Source organism: Pseudoalteromonas sp. B62 (assembly GCF_037162565.1).
GTDB classification, from domain to species: Bacteria; Pseudomonadota; Gammaproteobacteria; order Enterobacterales; family Alteromonadaceae; genus Pseudoalteromonas; species Pseudoalteromonas fuliginea.
Window position 1 is genome coordinate 3,253,229 of sequence record NZ_JARLVB010000002.1, and the last position, 20,374, is coordinate 3,273,602.

Below are 20,374 nucleotides of genomic sequence, written 5' to 3' on the forward strand. Positions count from 1 at the left end.
CCTCAAAAGGTAATGCTGATTACCCTGCTGCATCATGTATAAACAATTAAAGCCCGCGCAAAAAAATAGTCTATATAAAAAATACAGACTATTTAATCCGGGGTTAATTACTTTTAGTTAGGTTTATTATTCAACCAAAGTGACCGATACATCATCTACATAAAAATCTGCAGTGAGTTCACTTGACTCAACATAAAGTAAAGCGGCGCTTTCCTGCGTTGTAATTGAATGTGTGTAAGTGCCCGAAAGCTGTACCCAGTCACCCGCGTTAACGGTAGTAACGGGTGTAAGCTCAAGGTACTCGGTGCTAGTGTGCTCTATTTGTAGTGTGAGTTTTATATCTGGCGACACAGTTGTGCTGTCGTCAGATAACTTAACCCATGCAGATACATTATAGGTTTTATCTGCTGTAAATAAGCCTTTTACATCCTTTTGTATGCCATTCCACGTTTCAGTTCGACCTTGTACTAAAGCGCTATTATTGCCACTGTGGGCTTGGGTTGTTTCAAGAGTTATGCTTGCACTGCCACGGGCTTGCCATGAATCTAGTCCGGCTTCAAAGTCGCCATTAGTTAGCAGCTCTGATGAAGGTGCTGGTTGTACTACTTCAATTAGCTCTTTTAATGCATTAGCAAATCCCTGTAAGGCAGGCTTTGCAGTAAAGTCATTAAAAAATAACAGTGGCCATTCTGTTGTTGGCTCTGGCCAGTTTTGTAACCAGCTATCCTCGTCTATTACGCCCCAAATAGTAATGCCACCGCGTTGATCTTCAGGTACCGTTTCTAGGTATGTTTTAACAATATTGTAGTAGTACTGCTTTTGTTCATCCGCTCTTTCACTTGTTAGGTAAGTTAGAGGAATGCCGCCTTCGTTGTTCATACGAACATCTAGCTCGGTAATTTTCACTTTGATTTTAGGGCGAATATCGACCACTTTTTGAAGATGTGCCTGAATGGTTGAAATATCAGGGCTGTTAAGTGAAATATGAGATTGAAACCCTATACCATCAATAGGCACGCCATTGTTATGAAAATCGTTAACCATATTGATAACAGCATCTAATTTATCTGCATTCCAAATTAGGTTGTAATCGTTATAGTATAAGTCGGCATCAGGATCGGCTGCTCTTGCTGCTTTATAGGCTAAAGACAAAAATTCAGCGCCTATATTTTCAAACCAAACAGATTCGTCAGCGCTGTCGTTTGTGGTTTTTTCACCACGGTATTTACCATTTTCCATAAACGCTTCGTTAACTACATCCCAGCTAACTACCGTATCGTTATCACCTTCTTCTTCAAAATGAGTGGCAACTTGAGTGATATGATTTTCCATCATGGTTATCCACGCGGCTTTATCACCTTGAAAACTTTGCATCCAAGGCGCAATTTGCGAGTGCCAAACAAAAACATGGCCATGTACCGTGAGTGAGTTGTCTTTGGCGTAGTTAACTAGCTCATCAGAATCATCGTAAAAAAATTCACCTTGGGTTGGTTGTAAATAGGTAGGCTTCATAATGTTTTCAGCAGAGAGCTGATTAAAGTGCTGTTCAATAATCGTTTTAATCTCTGGTCTGTCTATTATGCTGTTACCAAATCCACCCGCAGGAACAGCTACACCAATATTAAAATTAGGTGCTAATGCTTTTAAACTTTGTGCTGTCACTTCGCTGTATTGAACATCAGGTATTTCTTCTGCTGGTACATCGTCTAAAATAAAGCCTGAAAATTCGTCTAGGTATATAGACTTGTTAATGTTCTCTTCTTTTGAAAAGTGAATTGCCAGCCTAACTAAAGAGTCAGCTTCGGCTGTTGCGGCTGTTAATGTTATTTTTTGCCACTCGCCTGTGAGTGTTTCTTTTACTAGGCTAAGTTGGCCATAATCTGGCGCAGGTGTTTGAATCCAAAAATCGGCACTGGTTCCCTCTTCACCTTTGGCCCAAACACTAAACTCGTAATTTTTACCTCCGGTGATAGGAAGGTCTTCATAAGCTATTTCAATTCCCCAAGGGTTGTCACCCAATGTATTAACAATAACCTCAGCTGCTTTGGTGCCTTTGTAAGTATTAACGCCTTCTTGCGATTCAATTACCTCTATAGTAGAAGTAGCGCTTGATTCTTGATCTGGTCTAAATACCCAATTTCCGACAGGCGTTGTTTGCCCTGTAGTGTCTTCTTCAAACCCACCATTTGTTATTTCAGCTGCTATTGGCGCTTCAGGCGCTGGAGAATCAGGGGCTACTACTTCCGGTATAGGTTCAGGCACCGGTGTATCTTTACTATTCCCCCGCACGCCATTAATAGTGATACTAAGGTCACTAATCCGGTGTTACGAAAAATCGATTTATTCATTTTTATTCCTTAGACTAAAGCAATAAATGAGTCGTTTTTAAACTAGGTGCAGTAAAAGCCATTTGAGTGAATAAAATATGATAAGAGTATTTCTACTGCATCATCAAAAGCTATTATTCAATATGACTACAACTAATTAGAAAAACAAACAGTCATTTATATTTATTATTTTAATATCTCTTCAAACGTTAATATTTACCTTGTACAAGGGTACAAATATAAACTTAAAATCATTGAGTTATAGTTAAGGTTTAAATTAAAATTTATTGTTTTATATCGTGTGTGTGAATATGCAATCATAAAATTAACCTAAAACCAACATTGTTATAGTCTATTTAACAATAAGGATCAAGGCTAAAATTTGACCCGTTTAATATTGAGTATGCTTTGAGTTTGATAAAAATAATTAAAGAGAAGGTGTAAGTGATACTTGTGCTTGTATTACTTAGGTAAGATCAGGTTTTGCAGCTCCTCGCTTAGCAAACGTAACTTTTATTTGCCTCAATATAAAATTTGCAAACAAAAAAAGCCGAGTATTTAAAAATACTCGGCTTTGACTACACAATGCGATTTACTTAACTACATCAGCAATGGTTTTAATAACTGGCTTAGGGTTTAAATTACGATCCCATAGTAATGGGTAGTTTGTTCTGTTTGGGATTGGGTAGTCGTTTTTCCACGACATACCATCGTGTAATCCCCAAAAGGTTACGCGGTCTATCTTGTCGCGCTTTGCATAAAACAATTCAAACAAGGCTTTATAACGGGCGTTTAGTTGCGCCTCTACGTCGCTTGGCAAGCCATTTTTGTAAGGGTCGAGGTAGGTTTCAAACTCTTCTAGCTGAAACTGTGGTTTCATCATATCGGTGCCGGTAATTTGCCCTTCTTTTGTTAAAGGCAGCACGTCTATATCAAGCTCGGTGATCATCACTTTTATACCCAGCGCGGCATATGCATCGATGGCTTTTTCAATGTATTGCATTTTAGGAAAGTTAAGCCCCCAATGCGCCTGTATGCCAATGCCATCGATTCGAATACCTTCTTTTTGCAGCATTTTGATCATGCGTATAATGCCGTCTCTTTTTTCTGGTCGCCATGCATTAAAGTCGTTGTAGTAAAGCTCTGTATTAGGTGAATACTGCTGGGCGTATTTAAACGCGGCTTTTACCATAGTATCGCCATCGCCTACGCGGTTAACCCACACAGTTGGGCGATAAGAGCCATCATCAGCAATCACTTCGTTAACTACATCCCATGCATCTACTTTGTTTTTATAGCGCCCTGCTACAAGCTCTATGTGTTTACGCATTTGCTCAAGCTGCTGTGCTGGGGTATTTGGCTCATTTTTGCTATTTGTAAAAAACCAATCAGGCGTTTGGTTATGCCACACTAAGGTGTGGGCTACGGTAAACATATTATTTTGCTTGGCAAAATCTATAAACGCATCTGCACCACTAAAATCGACCTTACCTTGCTGTGGGTAAATTACTTCTGCTTTCATGGCGTTTTCTAGGGTGACTGTATTAAATTGCTTTGCAATAATTGACTGCGCGGCGGCGTTTTTGCCTGTCACTATATCTTGATTTACAGCAACCCCCATTTTGAATGAGTCTGCAAAGGTGTTTTTAAGAGCTTGGTCTTGTGCAGCGTTTACGCTTAATGATCCTGTAAGTAAAAGCAGGCTGAGTGTGTGTGTTTTATGCATGTGTGTGCTCCGTTGAATCGTTATTATTTTCGATAAATATCATACAACGAAAAAAATAAATGATATAGTCAAAATGACCATTAATTATAAATTAAACAAACCTGAGTAAACGTCCATGCTAAAAACACACAAAAAAATGCTAAGCTTAGTTGTATTAATGCTCTGTTTTAATAAAGCAGCGCTGGCACAACAACCTGAAAATACACCTTTGTTAAACACTGTAAACAGCCAAAGCAATGAGCAGTCGCCATTAATAAAGGGCGTAACACCCACACTTGTTAGTGACAATTTATTATTTTTAGAAGGCCCAACGTGGTCAAGCCAAGACAATGCGTTTTATTTTTCAGAAATGAACTTTGCTAGCTCGCAAGCACTTGGCCCTGATTCGACCATTTATAAATTAGTGCTGCCCAATACCCTTACCACTTATTTAAAACACAGTGGTACAAACGGCTTGTATGCCAAAGGAGAGAGCCTCTATACGCTTAACCATAAAACTCAGTCGCTTTCTAAAATTAATATAAAAAGTAAGACCAATACCGTAATAGTCAATAAATTTGATGGGCTAAGCTTTAGCTCGCCAAACGATATGACTATGCATAAAAATGGCGATATATTTTTTACTGATCCTAACTGGCAACTAGGCGAACGCACTCAGCAAATGTCTTATACCGGTGTGTATAAGTTAAGCAATACAGGCGTACTTAGTTTAATTGACGCTACGCTTGAAAAGCCTAACGGTGTTGCGCTATCCCCAGATCAGCATACCCTTTATATTGGCGACTTTAGCAACCGCGTAAGCAAATACACTATTGATGAAAACGGTGATATTTCACCGCGCGAAGACTTTATTAAAGTAACCTCACCAGATGGTATAAAAGTAGACTCTGCTGGCAATATTTACGTAAGCAGCCACAAAAAAGGTGTTATTAATATTTATACGCCACGCGGCTCACTTATCGATAAAATTGAACTGGGCCCTAATGTAACCAACCTTGCCTTTGGTGGTAAAAACCGAAAAACGTTATTAATAACTACCGCTAAGGGCTTGTTTACGCTTGATGTAAAAGTAGCGGGTTTGGCTAATTAGCTAAATTAGTTAAATTAGTTAAATTAGTTAAGCAACGTATTAAAGAGAAAGTTAAGCTCACTCGTTAAGCACAAAAACCGGTGTAACTTAGTTACACCGGTTTTTTATTATTTAAGTTATTGCTACCTAAGCTTTTGCCGCTTAGGCTTTTGCTACTTAGGTAGTGTTATTTTAATTAAACGTGTTGTTATAAAACTTAAAATTGCCCGATACATGCAGCATAGCTAACATATACAGCGAACCATTGTAGTAACGGTAGCTACCGGTTGGTTGCGATAAAGACCAAAACTCGTTAAAAAATTCATTTGCTTGCCCAGCGTTTGTTGAAGCAAGTAACGCTACTGCATTCGCGGCCTTTTGACCTTCGCCTGCACAGCCTTTGTTTTGCGCACCACCGTACGAATACACTTGCTCGTAACAGTTTTTACTGTTGTTTGTTTTTGCATAACTTAAAAAGCCAAGTGCTTTATTAACTGCATTTTTATGCCACGCTTGAGCACCCATTAAATGCGCATCTAAACCCACATTCATAATTACGCGCCATGCATCAAATTCATACCATTGACCTGGGTTTGCTTGGCCGTTAAAAATGTAGCCAATAACAGGGCTGCCATCTAAGCGCGATAAAAATGTAGGTAAATTCCAATGCGGATTATCACTTACTTTTGTAAAATGGTTTTTAAGTAAGGTTCTACTTTTTGTGGCTACTTGTCGCCAGTAATTTTTGTCTGCTTGGTTAGTTACGTTATTAGCAAAGTAGTCGTAAAACGCAGGTATATGGTAAGAAGGGTCTGTTAAGTTATCTAAATAAGGCGAAAAGCGGATTATTTGGTTTTCCATCAGCTTATTTTTAATTGTATTTAACATGATAATAGCATCGTTATAGTAGTTAAACTCACCCGAATTACCCCAACGAGCAGAGGCATTAAGTAGTGCAAATGCAAAGTACTCTTCGCCATCAGGAGCGGGGCCTTCATCTACTTTATAAACAAAGCCGTTTTGATTAAGCTTTAGTTTCCACGCGTAAACGCCTTGTTTTTTTACATCAGGGTGGTTGTCTGGATTTTTTTGATACGCTTTTGCAAAGCGCCATAGATTATCAAATTCTTCTTGTTTATTAAGCATGACAGCGGCGGTCATTCCCCACGATTGCCCTTCTGTTCTTATATCATCACCCTCGTCAGGGTTAATTGCTTTTATGTAGTGTGCTTTATAAACACCGTTTTCGGTGTACGGGTAGTAAAGTTGTTGTGTATTGTTATAGCCAAACATATTGTCAAAAGTACTATTCACCTTTTGTTGTATGTTTGTTTTACCCATTTCTTGTGCGAGGTTACGGTATGCCCCTGAACTATCAGCGCCTACACTCGATGGGTTATTATTAAATGTAGCAAGTGATTGATAGCTTATTAGTGTTAACAATAAAGTTGTTATTTTAAAAAATACTTTCATGTTTATCCTCTTTATTTGAATTATAACAGCGTGCAATTTAATATAGTCTTTTTGACCATTTGATCAAGCAATTCTCAAAACTATTTGTTTGTTTTATAAACTACATGAAATGAGTAAGGTGTTTAAACAGTGCCTAAAATGCAAAAGGCCCCTTAAAAAAGCGGCCTTAGTCGATGTAAATAATACTAAAAAGTACATTTATCAGTTATTCATTAATTACTGCTTTTTAACCCTTTACCTGCTGCAGCCCAATAAATTCCGCCATAAATATGCTCGGTTAAAAACTCACTTTTATACACCGCATTAGTATGCCCAAGGGCTGTATAAAACGAGCGTCCGCCATCGTAATTGTGATACCACGAAATAGGATGAAACGCCCCCATACCTGAGCCTGTTTTGTTATTACCCCAATCGGCAGTTGGGTTGTAACTTTGCTCATCAACGGTGAGTAAGTAGTTTAACTTAGTGAGCTCTGGCCCAAACTCGTACCACTCGTCTGTCCAAAGCATCTGCTGCGGCATGTGATTTAAGCCAATAAAGTTAGTATTAGGCACTTTACTTAATACACCAGTTTGAATAACAGGATGAATATTAAAGGTGCGCCCCACCAGCTTTTGGTACCAAGACCAATCGTATTCGGTATCTGATGCGCTATGAATGCCAACAAAGCCTTTGCCTGCTTTTACAAATCGCTCAAGCGCGGCTTGCTCTTTTGGGTTTAAAATATCGCCCGTGGTTGATAAAAATACCACTACATCAACATTTTTTAAGTAATCGTCGTTAAAATAATGGCTTTCTTCGTGCCAAATTAAGTTAAAAAGTGCTTATCGGCTAAGCCTTCTAGCGCTTTAACGCCTTCGGTTTGCGACTTATGGTGCCACCCTGCAGTTTTTGTAAATAGCAGCACATTAAATTGCTTTTTAGGGAGGGTATCAAACCCTGTAGCATGACTTTTTTGCACTGTTGCCATACTCAGCGCCAATACAACAAAGCTTAATAGCCAACCTTTATATGCGAATCGAGGTAAAGAAAAAGACATAGTAATCCTATTTAAAATGAACAAACATATTGGCCGTTAGCCGCCCTGTTTGTGGACACGACGAAATATCGGTAGATGTATTAAGTAAACTGGTGTGCAGCAAATATCCAGGAAACACAATAAGCCTATTTGGCTTATATTCTATGTGCTTGTAGCACTCAAATTCACTGTGCTGCGTGGTGCAATAACTAGGCTTTGCATTATCTAATTCAAGGTATTTCTGAGCATATGTTAAATACGTGTTTTTGCGCTTTGAGCTTATTGATTCAAACCCTGTTTTTTTATGTCTAAAAAATCCAGTGCCGCCGTGCTCGCCTTCGCCAAGGTAATGAATAATGGCAATTAAGTTTGGATCGTTTGTATCAAAGTGTGGCAAGGTTTGTATTGGTGATAGCTGCTGCTGCGTTTTAGTAATTAACGATAAGGTATTATCTTTTGGGTATGGGGTAAGTGTTTTCCCAATATTAAATACGTTATAAAGCCCCTGTATAAGAGGCTTTAAGTAATCAACCACACATTGCTTTGGAAGCGGCATGCGTAAACCTGGGTATTGAGTGAGTTCGTCGGGTTTAAACTCCCCATTACTTTGAGCAGCACTTTGCGCTAGGTTTATAAGTTTTTGCGGCACACTTAGGTAGTCGTCAATTATAATAATTGGCGTTTGCTCTTGCCCTATAAACTCATATTGCGGCTGTAAGTTATTGCCAAGTGTTAGCATAATACTTACTTAGCCTTGCAATAATGATTAATAAAATCAATGTGACTCGGTAAGCTATTTGCTTTTTTAGCCACATGATTTTTTATTGATTCTAAAAATCGCTTAAGCTCATCATCGCTCATGCTGTCTACAATGGGGTGATAATTTTGCGGCATTAGCCCTTGCCCTAACATCACTTGTAACCACGATGCTTCGCCAAATAGCTCTTGCTCTGCTTTATATACATGCCCGCTTTGCTTAAATAGCTCAATGCGCTTGGCGAGTGACTCTGGTATTGGCATGTTTTTACAGTAGCGCCAAAAGTCGCTGTCGGTGCGCTGCGTCACATGGTAATGCAGCACAATAAAGTCGCGAATGTTTTCGGCTTCAAAGCGCATTTTGTTATTAAAGTCATCTTGATAGCACGACTCGATTGCTTTGGTTGGCATGTTTTGCATTAATCTTATAATGCTTTGCTGAATTAAATGAATACTGGTTGATTCAAGCGGCTCAATAAAACCACTTGCCAAGCCAATAGCAACACAGTTTTTGTTCCAATGTTTACGCCGTGTACCGGTGCGGTATTTAATAACGCGCGGCTCATTAATAGGTTTGCCTTCTACGTTATTGAGGAGCGCTGTTTTGGCCTCATCATCGCTCATGTATTTACTGCAAAACACAAAACCATTACCACGGCGGCTTTGCAGCGGTATTTGCCACTGCCAACCATATTTATGCGCCATTGCACGTGTGTATGGCACTATTGGGCTTACTAATTCGGTTTGTACTGCTACTGCGCTGTCGCACGGGAGCCAATGGCTCCAATCTTCGTATCCGGTGTGTAGCGCTTGCTCTATTAATAAACCTTTAAAGCCGGTGCAATCTATAAATAAATCGCCCTCAATAATTTGCCCGTCACCTAAAGTAAGCGATTTTATAAAGCCATTGGTGGGCTCTAAATTAACTTTACTTATCATGCCTTCTATACGTTTAGCGCCGTTTTGCTCTGCAAAATTTCGTAAAAATTTAGCGTACAAACCGGCATCTAACTGATAAGCATGGTTACGGTCTTGATTCGGTACTACGGCAAATTTACCCAAGCGACTTGCTACGTGCTCTGTGCAATAGTCGCCAATATCGGCTGCAACACCTTGTTGCATACCTTTTAGCCAAAAGTGCTGAAAACCTGCAGCCCAACAGCCTTGCCCAACATAACCAAATGAGTGAAAGTAGCTTTGCTGGTTTTGTTTCCAGCCCTCAAACGATATGCCTAATTTGAACGTGGCGCTAGTGGCTGCCATAAATTCTGATTCGCTGATTTTTAGTAAATCATGAAATATATGCAGCGTAGGAATAGTTGACTCCCCGACCCCCACGGTAGGAATTAAATCGGATTCAACTAAGCACACTTCAATATTTTTACCTAGTAGCTTTGCCATTGCAGCGCTACACATCCAACCGGCGGTACCGCCACCTGCTATTACGATTTTTTTAATTGCATTTTGATTCATATTTCAAACCTTACAAGTACGCTTAGCGTCTTAATTTATTTTGTAATTCGGCTCTTAATTTACGCGCTGCAAGCTCATCCATTGGCTTTGCTAAAATAGCCTGTGCGGGCTCTGGGATGTGAGTAAATTCGTTATCGGAAAATACGTAGTAATTAAACAAACGTTGCCATGCTGCGCGCTCATGCTTTGGTAAATTACGTATGTTTAAAATAGCAAGGTGCAACGCATTAGTAGGCTGACCATAAACCGCAGGCGTATTTTTAAACCAATAATTAAACAGTATATTTAAACTGCCAAGCCCCTCTACTTGGTGCCACCACATGCTGGGCAATATAAGGGCATCGCCGGCTTCAAGATCAACGGTAATTGCTGCTTTTATTGCCTGCTCAAACTTAGGGTATTGCGTGAAGTTGGGCGCAGTTGTGGTAGTTAAGCTTATTGGCTGACCGCCGGGTGCTTTATCAAGCGGGCCTATGTATAAATTGTCTATTTGATCGGGGGCAAATAAAGTAAAACGCCTTTTACCTGCAACGCAACATGCTAAATTTTGCGCTACGTCGTAATGTGCTGGTACGGTAACTTTTCCGCCTGCCCATACATTAAATAAACAGCCTTCGTTTAATGCGTTAACTTGGCAGTGATTAACCAAACCAGGTAAGCACTGTGCAATGCTAGTAGAGCCAATGTATAAAGTGTCGGCTTGTGGGTTATTTACACTTTGCGTTATTTGTTCAAGCGCACTAATAAATGCCGCTTGTTGATTAGTAAAGTTAAAACCGCTCATATCGGGGTTATACCCTACAACCCCGCTTTGACTGGCAGGTATCGTGCAAGTGTTAACTAAAAAACCTTCGTAAAACGGTGTTAAATAATCAATCGCAGCTGCATCAGATTTTTTAGCGGCAATAACGAGGGGCCAATCGCTTACAAACCCTTTTAGTACAATAGGCACAGACGAGTTTAAAAGCTCCTTGGGCAAGGTGCTGGGAGTTAAGCCATTAAGCGTTTGAATTTTATTTTCTAAATTTTCCATAGTTAAGCACTTACACAGCGTGCTTTTGTAGCATAAGTTGCTCGTTTTTAAGCGCGACTAAATCACGTACATGTACTTGCGAGGCAATGACCATGTATATACACGCTAAATACCCTTGTGAATGCAGCTGCGCAATTGCATCGCTACTTAGTTGGTTAAGCGTGTCTTCGTTTATGGTGTAAAAACCGAGTAAGTTATGTTTAAGCCCGTTTACTAAATCAAGCTCTAGGGATACCGACTCAAGTAAACCATGTTTAATTAAGGTTTTAATAAAGGGCTGGTTTTGTTGTAAACCATGATGCAGGTTGTCGAGCACATTTATTACGTTTTCGAGGTAATCGCTATTTCCACCATGTTCTAAAAATAAGTTAATACCCTGCTTTGTTGATACTTTTGGTGAATCTAAATCAATGCTAAGCATGCGCTCTTGCGTTGCTACACCGTTTTGCATTGTATTTTGAGTCGCAATAGCAAAAGGCAGTCGCTGCATACTTAACGGAATGTAGTGTGCTTGCCATTGCTGGTTTACTAAAAATAAATTTTCGTCTTTATTTATGCCGTACAAACACACCGGCGAAAATGTATTTGTTGTATCGTCTTTGGTAAAAAATATTGGGTAATGTGCTTGAGCGACTCTAAATTCGCTCACAAATGTATCGCTGTACCAAACCCCGTCACCTAAGTGTGTGCTGCGTGCAGGGTTTATTTTTAAATGCTGATGCTCAACATTATTTAATAATGCATGATTGGCCATGGATTGTGTGCTCCAATTGTTGTTGTGTGCCTTTACCTACTGCTACGAGTTAAATGTAACAAATAGGTTAAATTCACATTGACTATAACAGCTGGGTATTATTATTACTAGGTTAATTTAGGCAAATAAAAAGCCGCAAAATGCGGCTTTTATAAGGTTGCTACAAGGGTAATTTATTAAAAATTATAACGAACACCTAAACCGTAACGAGAGCCAGTTTGAGTGATGTTATAAATCAGCTCTTGCTTACGCCCGTACGATGTTACGTACTCGTCAGTAATGTTTATACCTTCAATAAATACGGTAAGTCCCTCTACTGCCGGTACTTCGTAACTTACGTTAAAGTCTATTTGGTAATACTCATCAGTGTAAATTGGTGCGGTTAAATCGCCATTTACACGACGCTCATTTAAAAACGAGTCGCGCCAGTTATACGCAATACGCGCTTGTAAGCCTTCTTTATCGTAAAAGAACACCACGTTTGCCGTGTCACTTAACCCTACTAGTGCTTCTGTATCCTCTAGTGAGTCGTTGTCGTATTCAAGGCCTGAGTCAACCATAGTGTAGTTAAAAATACCGCCAAAACCTGACTCACCAAATAAATGCTGAATATTAAATTCAAAGCCATCAATAGTGTATTCTTGGTCGCCATTTACAGGCACGTTTATTCTAAAGTTAATTGGATCATCTGAGTCTGGGTCACCAACAATTGTGCCACCGTCTAATTCACCATCTTCATCAAAATTAGGCTGCACATTTGGATCATCAGCAAAGTTTTCAAAAATGTAATTTCTGATGTCTTCGTTAGATGCATTACCACCTAGTGCACTTGATGCAGCTCTAAATTTTTCACCATTTAATGGGTCATATAAGTTAAATATATTTGAGTCGATAGTGCCTGTAGTGATCCAATTTGTTACGTCTTTTTTAAAGTAACCAAACGAAATATAGCTTCCTTCGTCGTAATACCATTCACTTGATAAATCGTAGTTAATTGATTCAAGCGGTTTAAGACCTGGATTACCAGAGCCACCCGAATAACCACTTAAACTACCACCGGTATTAATAGTTGTACCGCCTTGCAGCTGACCGTAGCCCGCTCTTGAAATAGTTTTACTCGCTGCTGCACGGATCATTACATCTTCAACAACTTCAATATTAAAGTTAATATTTGGCAGGAACTGGCTGTAATCTGCCGATTGGCTTAGCGTTTCAATACCGGTAACACCGGTTACTGATGTGGCTGTATCTTCGTTCCACTCTACGCGGCTGTAACCTGGTGCGGTTGCTTTAGAAAATACGTCTGTTTTTTCGTAGCGTAAGCCAATTTGCAGGTCGAAGAACATGCCGCTCAATTCGCCTTTGTAGTTTACTTGTGCAAAAGCAGATTGCGTTTTTTCTTCTGTAAAGCGGTTTGTTGCTGCATCCCAGTCGGTTGAAGCACAAAATTGTCCTTCGCCGTTTGGTCCTGCCGCTGCGCCGTCGGCTGCTTTACAATCACCATAAAGGTTATCTACGTTGGCAATAGGATCTGCGTACTCTGCTGCATTTACAATCGCATCAAAGTCGGCAAAAAAGATTGTATTAAATAAATCGTATTCGCCTTGTGTTGCAGTGCCTTCAAAGTTACCCGCTTTAGCTTGAAACTTATCTAAAATAGTATCTTGGCGCCAATCGATATCAGCAAAGTCGCCCTCAACACCAACCCCACCCCAATCTGGGCGCTGCACTTGTATATGACGGTAATGGTTATTTACTTTATTAACTGCAACACCAAAATCAATACTTAAACTGTCGTCAAAAAAGTACTTACCTGAAATTTGCGTTTGATCGATTTCTGAATCGTATTTGTCGTTTGCAAACCAGCTACCCGATAAACGCATGGTTTCTGGGGTAAAATTTTCAATGTTACCAATAGCAATACCGGGTAAGTCGCCGGTTAGATCAAGCCCGGTACGTGAACGTGTGTACGATGGTAACTGAATATTGTTACGTGTACCGTGGCGTGGATCAGTTGCTTTCATTGAGGCTTTTGAACTGTGGTGATCAAACTCTAGGTTAAGTTGATCAGACACTGTCCACTCTAAATTAAAGCCTAATGAATCTGTTTTTTCTTCGCGACCCCAAGAACCTACCGTAAGCGACGTATCGCGGTAATCGGCATCACTTTGGATGTCATAAATTTCTGAGTAAATGAGTGGGTACGCGTTAGGCTCGCCCGCCCAAACAGATTCACTTCTGTCGCCAGCGTAGTTAAACCAAACTGAGGCGTCAGTGTGCTGCTCTTCAACGGTTGTTTTAAAGCCCGTGTAATCAAGGGTTGCTGTAATATTTTCAACAGGTTGATATTGAAATACTAACTGCCCATTTACACGTTCACGTTGGCGCTCTTCAAACACATAACGTGGTTGTTGCGGGTTTGAGTAAATACCTGATGTAGGCCTGTTTGCTCCGCCCTCTGCGCCTGCAGGTACACCGCCCCACCCTGTATTTGTGTAATCAGATGCTCTGTAACCTTGATCTTGAATAAACTGTTGCATACCGCTTTCACGGTCTTGGTAGCTACCTGAAATCGAGATACCAAACTTGTCATCTCCAAATGTTTGCGAATATAAACCGCTTACCTCTGGTGTAATACTGCCCTCGTCGGTTGATTGATCGTCTACAGCTTTTACGCCAAACGATGCTTTTATACCTGGGCTATTTAAAGGTCTATTTGTTGTTAAGTTTATAGTTGCGCCAATGCCACCTGAGGTAACACTTGCGTCTGATGTTTTATAAACTTGCACGCCCGATACGCTTTCAGATGCGACATTTGCAAAATCAAATGTGCGGTCACCTGTTGTATTAGGAAGCTGACGACCATTAATAGTAATTAAGTTATTAGCAGGTCCAAATCCACGGACTGTTACGCGGCTACCTTCACCGCCCGCTCTATCAATTGATACACCGGTAATACGTTGTAACGATTCAGCAAGATTGGTATCAGGAAATTTCCCCATATCCTCAGCCGAAATTGCATCGACAATACCAGAAGAATCGCGTTTAACATCCATAGAGCGTTGCAATGAACCTCTAATGCCGGTTACTTGTATTATTTCTACATCTTCATCGGCAACAGTTTCGGCAGCGTAGCTTTGGTGAGGAAGCGTAACGGTACCCATTGCAGCGAGTATGGCTGTTGAAATTATCTTTTTCTTAAACATCATGATGCCTTTTTCTTATTTAATTATTATTGACGTACTGCAAGACTTTAAGAATTACTCGAAACATAATTGTAAACTATTTGTTTCATTTTACGGTCAATAAATAATTATTGTGTGTGTATGTTTTAAACGTTTTACAAAGACCACAACCAGTTTTAAACATGTGCTACTTAACTAAAAACCGTTAAATAACAGTACGTTTATGCTAATTCTTTGTGCTAATTTTTTGCTTTAAAATATTTTCATTTTGTCATATGTCCTCAGCTTCCTCTTATTTTGACCATTAACAATAAAATTAATGGTCATATTGACTATATCTTTTTTATGCAAATAAAAGCTTAAGCTTTGCTTACGCAGATAATTTGCATTGTTTGTAACTATTTTTACTAAGCGTGTTCATATGGGCTTATTGTTTGAATTTTTCCGTTTGAGTCGTGTTCGAGCTTAGCCATTTTCATACTGCGTAAATGGGTTTGCCCGCCCGACAACGTGCTGTCGTGATAAAATAAAAACCAATCACCATTGTGTTTAACAATTGAGTGATGCGTGGTCCAACCTAGTACTGGGTTTAAAATAACGCCCTGATAGGTAAATGGTCCGTATGGGTTATCGCCTGTTGCGTATACAATTTTGTGCGTATCACCCGTTGAATACGAAAAATAATAAACACCATTGTGTTTGTGTACCCAAGGGCCTTCAAAAAAGCGGCGGTTATTATCGCACACTGTAATTGGCGAGCCGCTCTCATCTAATACAACAACCTCTTTTACGTCTTCGCTTAGGCTGATCATATCTTCAGATAATTTTGCTACACGCGCAGGGATTGCAGGTTCACCATTTTTGGGATACGCGTCTTCTTTGTTAAATTCGCTCGTTTGCCAATTTTGTAATTGCCCGCCCCACAAGCCACCAAAATACAAATAATGGCTTGAGTCGTCATCTTCAAATACAGCTGGGTCGATACTAAACGTGCCTTGAATGTAATCATCTTCGGCTTTGAATGGACCTGTTGGGCTGTCACTTTTTGCAACGCCAATTCTGAAAATACCTTGCTGATCGCGCGCCGGAAAATAAAGGTAATACTGACCAAGTTTATGCGCTGCATCGGGTGCCCACATTTGCTTGCTTGCCCATTTTACGTCATCTACACAAAGTGCTACGCCATGGTCTATGGCTTTGCCTGAGCTTTCGTCAAGGGAAAACACATGGTAGTCGCGCATTGCAAAGTGGTCGCCGTTATCATTAATTTCATTTTTTGATTCAATGTCGTGCGATGGATAAATATACACTTTGCCGTTAAACACATGCGCAGACGGATCGGCTGTATACATGTGATCAACTAACACATTATGATTTTGTATTAACGAGTTGGCTCGTTGTAGGTCTTTTAACTGTTTAAGTTCAGCGTCACTTAATCCATTAGATGGGGGTGCTGCTTGCGCTGTATTTTGCATTTTTACTCCTAGTATTGCCTGCCCACTTTGCACTTGTAAAAGGTGCAAAGTGGGCTGCTAAATTAGTTTATGGTTTTGTTATCAGCCAGCTGCGTTTGAATGCGCTTTACTTCAGGCTCGGTAAGTTTGTAACGTGTTATAAAAATTAAACATGCCACGGTACAAATTACTGGAATGCCAGCAAAGGCGAGTAAAATGCCTGATAACGTGTGTTCTGATTGCTCTTGATTAGGCACGTATGCATAGCCAGATAATATCCACCCAGCAATCGCACCGCCGATTGCAAAGCCTAATTTTATTGCTAATAAATGGCCCGAAAACGTAACAGCGGTTAATCTACGGCCAATTTTTAATGCGCCGTAATCAACCGTATCTGCCACCATTGAGAACATGATTGGGGTAATTATCATGTGAGCAAAGTTAGCAATAAAGTAGACAATAAAAATGGTGACTATGGCGTCGCTCTCAAGTACGTAAAACATGCTGTGAGAAATAATTACGACAACTAAAGCGACTATAAATAGCGTTTTCTTTTCAATAAATTTGGTTAAAAAGTTGGTAGACACAGCGCCGAGTACTGAGCCAATTGCTGAGAGTGTTAAAAAGTTAGAAGTAAGTGAGGCTTCTCCTACGTAGTACTTAATATAATGCGGTGCTACTGAGGCTCTAACGCCAATTAATATTAATGTTGCTAGGCTTATAACGGCTATAACAACCCATTGATCGTTTTTAAATAAGCTTAAAAATTCAAGGAAGGCATTCTTTTTACTTTGCGCGGGTTTAACTTGTTTGGTTTCTTTGGTCATTTTAAAACACAGTAAAAAACAAGCCGCTGCAAGTCCGCCTAAAAACACCATTGCTAGCGGGTAACCTACTACATCGTCACCGTCGCCAAAAAAGCAACTAGCTTAGGCAGTGCCCATACAATTACAAGCAGTGCAGCCATTGCCATTGCAAATCGGTATGACTGAAGCGATGCACGTTCTTTAGGGTCGTTTGTCATTACTGCGCCAAGTGCGCCGTACGGTATATTAATGGCGGTATAACACGTCATTAATAGCCCGTAAGTAAAGTAGGCATATATAAGCTTGCCCGTAGAATCAAAATCTGGAGTTATGAATGCTAAGCAAGCAAACACACCGTAAGGCACGGCTAAAAATAATATATATGGGCGGTAAGAGCCCCAACGGCTGCGCGTTCTATCGGCAATACTGCCCATTATTGGGTCGGTAAAACCATCAAATAAACGAACCGCTAATAATAAGGTACCCGCAGCGGCTGCAGATAAACCGTAAACATCGGTATAAAATATCAACATAAAGTTAGCGACCATTTGAAATACAATATTACTGGCTGTATCACCAAGGCCGTACCCTATTTTTTCTTTAATTGTGAGTGTGTGTTTTGTGTTGTTCATGTGTGCTCAATTTTCAATGCAAATCGATATAGTCAAAAATACTATATGCATTTTTAGCGCATGTAAACATTTATGTTACATTTTTAATTTGCTAGTAATGTATTTAATACACGACGCTAATTAGCCGTTAAATTTACTAACATACAAAGGTATTATCCGTTCAATAAAAAACCAATACCAAACCAAAGTCGAATATCGGCGTGAACGCGTAAAAACAGGTACAGTTTATAAAGTGAGTAATTAAATAGATGTGATTGTTTTAAATAGGAATTATAAAAGCTTTTTATTTGCGCTTTACCCACCTTTTATATACCCTTAATAGTCTTTATAACAATATCTACGTATAGCTTTGGCTGAGTAATTTATGCACTATAAAACATCAAACATTTCTAACAACATCGACGAAGAATCGATTCCTGATGACTGCATTAGTAATCTAACCGTAGATAATATTGTATTTGCTATTCATGAAGGTAAGTTAAAGGTGTTGCTGGTTAAATATAACCGCGGCCTTGCAACAAGCCAGTGGGGTTTAATTGGTCATTGGGTTCGAAAGAATGAAAACCTAGATTCAGCCGCACTTCGTGTCGTTAAAAGTACAACCGGTGTTGAAAACCTGTATTTAGATCAGTTAGGTGCATTTGGTAACGTAGACCGCTACCCTGCTAGACGTATTATTACTATTGTTTATTATTCGCTCGTTCGCTTTGAAGAAACCAACCTTGTGAGTGGCGACAATGCTTTAGAGTGTGAATGGTTTGATGTAAATAGTGTACCCGCTTTAATGTTTGACCATGCCGATATTTTAAAAAGTGGCTTAGACTACTTACGCTACAAAGTAAGACACGAGCCTATTGGTTTTAGCTTACTCCCAGAAAAATTTACCCTGCTTGAGCTACAAGGAATTTACGAGTCGATTTTAAATAAATCACTCGATAAACCTAACTTTAGACGTAAGTTTCAAAAAATGAACTTACTAATAAACTGCAAAGAAAAACAAACAAATGTAGCTCACAGAGCCGCGACTTTGTATCGTTTTGACATAAACGTGTATGAAAAATTAAGAGAGTTTGGTTTTACGTTTGAGTTTTAAGTATGCAAATATTAGTCAAAGCAATTAATTAAACAATCTTGATAAATTCTCTTAGGGAAATGAGCTTTGAATAACGACCTAATAGCTTTGTTATTCATTGCTTTGTTCAACAGGGGTAAAGCGCCACCCTTTGAAAACTAACTTACTTGCAGATCCATTACCACCAGATGAAGAACCACCAAAGCTTGCTTCATTTAATGCCGTGTCAAAGTGAATACCACCGGCGCCGCTTACAATAACGGTGTCTCCTAAAATAGACCCTTTAAAACCGACAGCCGAAGTAACTTTTACTTTTGTAAGTGGTGCGTATATAACAGCGTAAAGCTCTCGTGTACCGCCTGAAAACTCTATCCCAGTGTCATTTCCATTGTATGAACTATAAATGCTAAAAACAGGCTTACCTTGATCCGTAACTCCATTGTCGGGGGTGTACACTTGTGCCCCATTTCCTATCTTAAGCTTTCCTTTAATTATGATAGTTAAGCGCTACTGTTATCAGGGATCGTTAGCGAACTTGCGCCACTCATTGTAAAATCGCCAGCAACAAACATAACTGCATTATGATTACTTTTTACCTGCATTCGCCCTTTAATTGTCACATCATCAAAATAAAATATTTGAGTTGCTGAATCAAGAAAAGTAGCAGTTTTAGCATTGATGGTACCATTTGGAGTGCTACCAAAATCTACTAAAAAGTTAGCCGTGTTAGTTTCTAACTCGAGTAAGTCACCAGCTCTGCTATTGTTATTTATAAAAAGGTCAGGGCTTGTTGTATTAACTGACACGCCATCAATTGCTGTTGCAATACCAAGTGGATCACACGCAGTTAACCCTCTATTATTTTCACTCTCTGGTGTTATTTTTTCAACCGGCTCAATAGTTGGCATTGATATTTCTGTACTTGATACCCTGTAAGGTGAAAAAGCATATTCAGGAGTATCACCTTTAAAAGAGCCACGACCTGCATACCTTAAATCTTTACCTGCAGTTTAAGCGTCACATTGCCTTGAACACGCACTCCACCGTAGACACTGCCACCTGTTTGCTCATAATTACCTGATGTATAAACGCCGTTACGTATTGTTGTTTGATTAAGAGCGACTAAATCATATGAGCGAACAGTTCCCTGAATGGTATTACCTGTAATAGAAATTGGACCTGATGAACTAATATCACCACCAACCTGAGTTTGCTTTACTGATATAGATTGGTTTGCTGAAATACTACCCGAGACAGTACCACTACTTTGTGTGAAGCTTAAATATGCTGATGCATCCCCCCAATGACCACGCCACCAGAGAGTATTAAATTTCCATTACTATGAATATTGCCTGTGACATCTGCGCCTTGCCTAATTGATAAGTTACTAGAGGATAAAACATCACCTTCAATTGTACCGCTACCATTTAGAGTAATATCACCAGTATCGTTAACTGTATTAACGAAAGACTCTTCTGAAATATTTTTACTGCCATCATCTAGAGTGTCGTTATAATCCCCTAAAGACGAATCATAACTATCAATTAAGCCACTACCAGTAATTGCAACACCAGAGCACCCTGTAACCCCTTGGGC

The 20,374-nt window shown here is 39.6% G+C and carries 18 protein-coding genes; 3 read left to right on the forward strand and 15 right to left on the reverse strand.

What is annotated here, in order from left to right:
• Positions 1–126 precede the first annotated feature (126 nt).
• Together P4S71_RS19190 and P4S71_RS19195 are read right to left on the reverse strand one after the other, a co-directional pair.
• Positions 127–2,262, reverse strand: a complete 2,136-nt coding sequence (locus P4S71_RS19190) for an endo-1,4-beta-xylanase (RefSeq protein ID WP_337151296.1) — start codon at positions 2,260–2,262, stop codon at positions 127–129.
• Positions 2,263–2,919: 657 nt separating this feature from the next.
• Entirely contained in the window at positions 2,920–4,053 is a 1,134-nt protein-coding gene (locus tag P4S71_RS19195) for an endo-1,4-beta-xylanase (RefSeq protein WP_337151297.1), read from the reverse strand.
• Positions 4,054–4,168: 115 nt separating this feature from the next.
• On the opposite strand from P4S71_RS19195, the gene P4S71_RS19200 reads away from it, so the two are divergent.
• A complete protein-coding gene (locus P4S71_RS19200) occupies positions 4,169–5,143 on the forward strand; it encodes an SMP-30/gluconolactonase/LRE family protein (RefSeq protein WP_337151298.1) in 975 nt (324 codons plus the stop codon).
• Between the two features lie 171 nt (positions 5,144–5,314).
• Here P4S71_RS19200 and P4S71_RS19205 read toward each other — a convergent pair whose 3' ends face one another.
• The 11 genes from P4S71_RS19205 to P4S71_RS19255 all read right to left on the reverse strand — a co-directional run bounded on the left by P4S71_RS19205 (position 5,315) and on the right by P4S71_RS19255 (position 17,706).
• Entirely contained in the window at positions 5,315–6,595 is a 1,281-nt protein-coding gene (locus P4S71_RS19205) for a glycosyl hydrolase family 8 (RefSeq protein WP_337151299.1), read from the reverse strand.
• 212 nt (positions 6,596–6,807) lie between these two features.
• On the reverse strand, positions 6,808–7,347 hold the full coding sequence (locus P4S71_RS19210; protein ID WP_337151300.1) for a ThuA domain-containing protein: 540 nt from the start codon (positions 7,345–7,347) through the stop codon (positions 6,808–6,810).
• Between the two features lie 56 nt (positions 7,348–7,403).
• Positions 7,404–7,634: a hypothetical protein gene (locus tag P4S71_RS19215; protein WP_337151301.1), complete on the reverse strand. Its 231-nt coding sequence runs from the start codon at positions 7,632–7,634 to the stop codon at positions 7,404–7,406.
• Positions 7,635–7,641: 7 nt separating this feature from the next.
• Complete coding sequence (locus P4S71_RS19220; RefSeq protein WP_337151302.1) at positions 7,642–8,352, reverse strand: DUF6445 family protein; 711 nt, start codon at positions 8,350–8,352, stop codon at positions 7,642–7,644.
• A 5-nt stretch (positions 8,353–8,357) separates the two neighbouring features.
• The gene (locus P4S71_RS19225; RefSeq protein WP_337151303.1) at positions 8,358–9,842 is read right to left on the reverse strand and encodes a tryptophan halogenase family protein; all 1,485 of its coding nucleotides are present in this window, start codon (positions 9,840–9,842) and stop codon (positions 8,358–8,360) included.
• 22 nt (positions 9,843–9,864) lie between these two features.
• The gene (locus tag P4S71_RS19230; protein ID WP_337151304.1) at positions 9,865–10,875 is read right to left on the reverse strand and encodes a cupin-like domain-containing protein; all 1,011 of its coding nucleotides are present in this window, start codon (positions 10,873–10,875) and stop codon (positions 9,865–9,867) included.
• 10 nt (positions 10,876–10,885) lie between these two features.
• On the reverse strand, positions 10,886–11,629 hold the full coding sequence (locus P4S71_RS19235; RefSeq protein ID WP_337151305.1) for a SapC family protein: 744 nt from the start codon (positions 11,627–11,629) through the stop codon (positions 10,886–10,888).
• A 176-nt stretch (positions 11,630–11,805) separates the two neighbouring features.
• Positions 11,806–14,835, reverse strand: coding sequence for a TonB-dependent receptor (locus tag P4S71_RS19240; RefSeq protein WP_337151306.1), 3,030 nt, complete (start codon positions 14,833–14,835; stop codon positions 11,806–11,808).
• A gap of 386 nt (positions 14,836–15,221) precedes the next feature.
• The gene (locus P4S71_RS19245; protein ID WP_096793272.1) at positions 15,222–16,289 is read right to left on the reverse strand and encodes a glycoside hydrolase family 43 protein; all 1,068 of its coding nucleotides are present in this window, start codon (positions 16,287–16,289) and stop codon (positions 15,222–15,224) included.
• Positions 16,290–16,351: 62 nt separating this feature from the next.
• Entirely contained in the window at positions 16,352–17,146 is a 795-nt protein-coding gene (locus P4S71_RS19250) for an MFS transporter (protein WP_337151307.1), read from the reverse strand.
• A 17-nt stretch (positions 17,147–17,163) separates the two neighbouring features.
• Positions 17,164–17,706: an MFS transporter gene (locus tag P4S71_RS19255; RefSeq protein WP_337151308.1), complete on the reverse strand. Its 543-nt coding sequence runs from the start codon at positions 17,704–17,706 to the stop codon at positions 17,164–17,166.
• A 364-nt stretch (positions 17,707–18,070) separates the two neighbouring features.
• On the opposite strand from P4S71_RS19255, the gene P4S71_RS19260 reads away from it, so the two are divergent.
• The gene (locus P4S71_RS19260; protein WP_096793274.1) at positions 18,071–18,799 is read left to right on the forward strand and encodes an NUDIX hydrolase; all 729 of its coding nucleotides are present in this window, start codon (positions 18,071–18,073) and stop codon (positions 18,797–18,799) included.
• Positions 18,800–18,889: 90 nt separating this feature from the next.
• On the opposite strand, the gene P4S71_RS19265 is transcribed toward P4S71_RS19260, so the two are convergent.
• Positions 18,890–19,234 (reverse strand): DUF7305 domain-containing protein, encoded by a 345-nt coding sequence (locus P4S71_RS19265; RefSeq protein WP_337151309.1) that lies wholly within the window; start codon positions 19,232–19,234, stop codon positions 18,890–18,892.
• A gap of 44 nt (positions 19,235–19,278) precedes the next feature.
• Positions 19,279–19,686 (reverse strand): hypothetical protein, encoded by a 408-nt coding sequence (locus P4S71_RS19270; protein ID WP_337151310.1) that lies wholly within the window; start codon positions 19,684–19,686, stop codon positions 19,279–19,281.
• Between the two features lie 446 nt (positions 19,687–20,132).
• On the opposite strand from P4S71_RS19270, the gene P4S71_RS19275 reads away from it, so the two are divergent.
• Positions 20,133–20,294 (forward strand): hypothetical protein, encoded by a 162-nt coding sequence (locus P4S71_RS19275; protein ID WP_337151311.1) that lies wholly within the window; start codon positions 20,133–20,135, stop codon positions 20,292–20,294.
• The last annotated feature ends 80 nt before the right edge of the window (positions 20,295–20,374 follow it).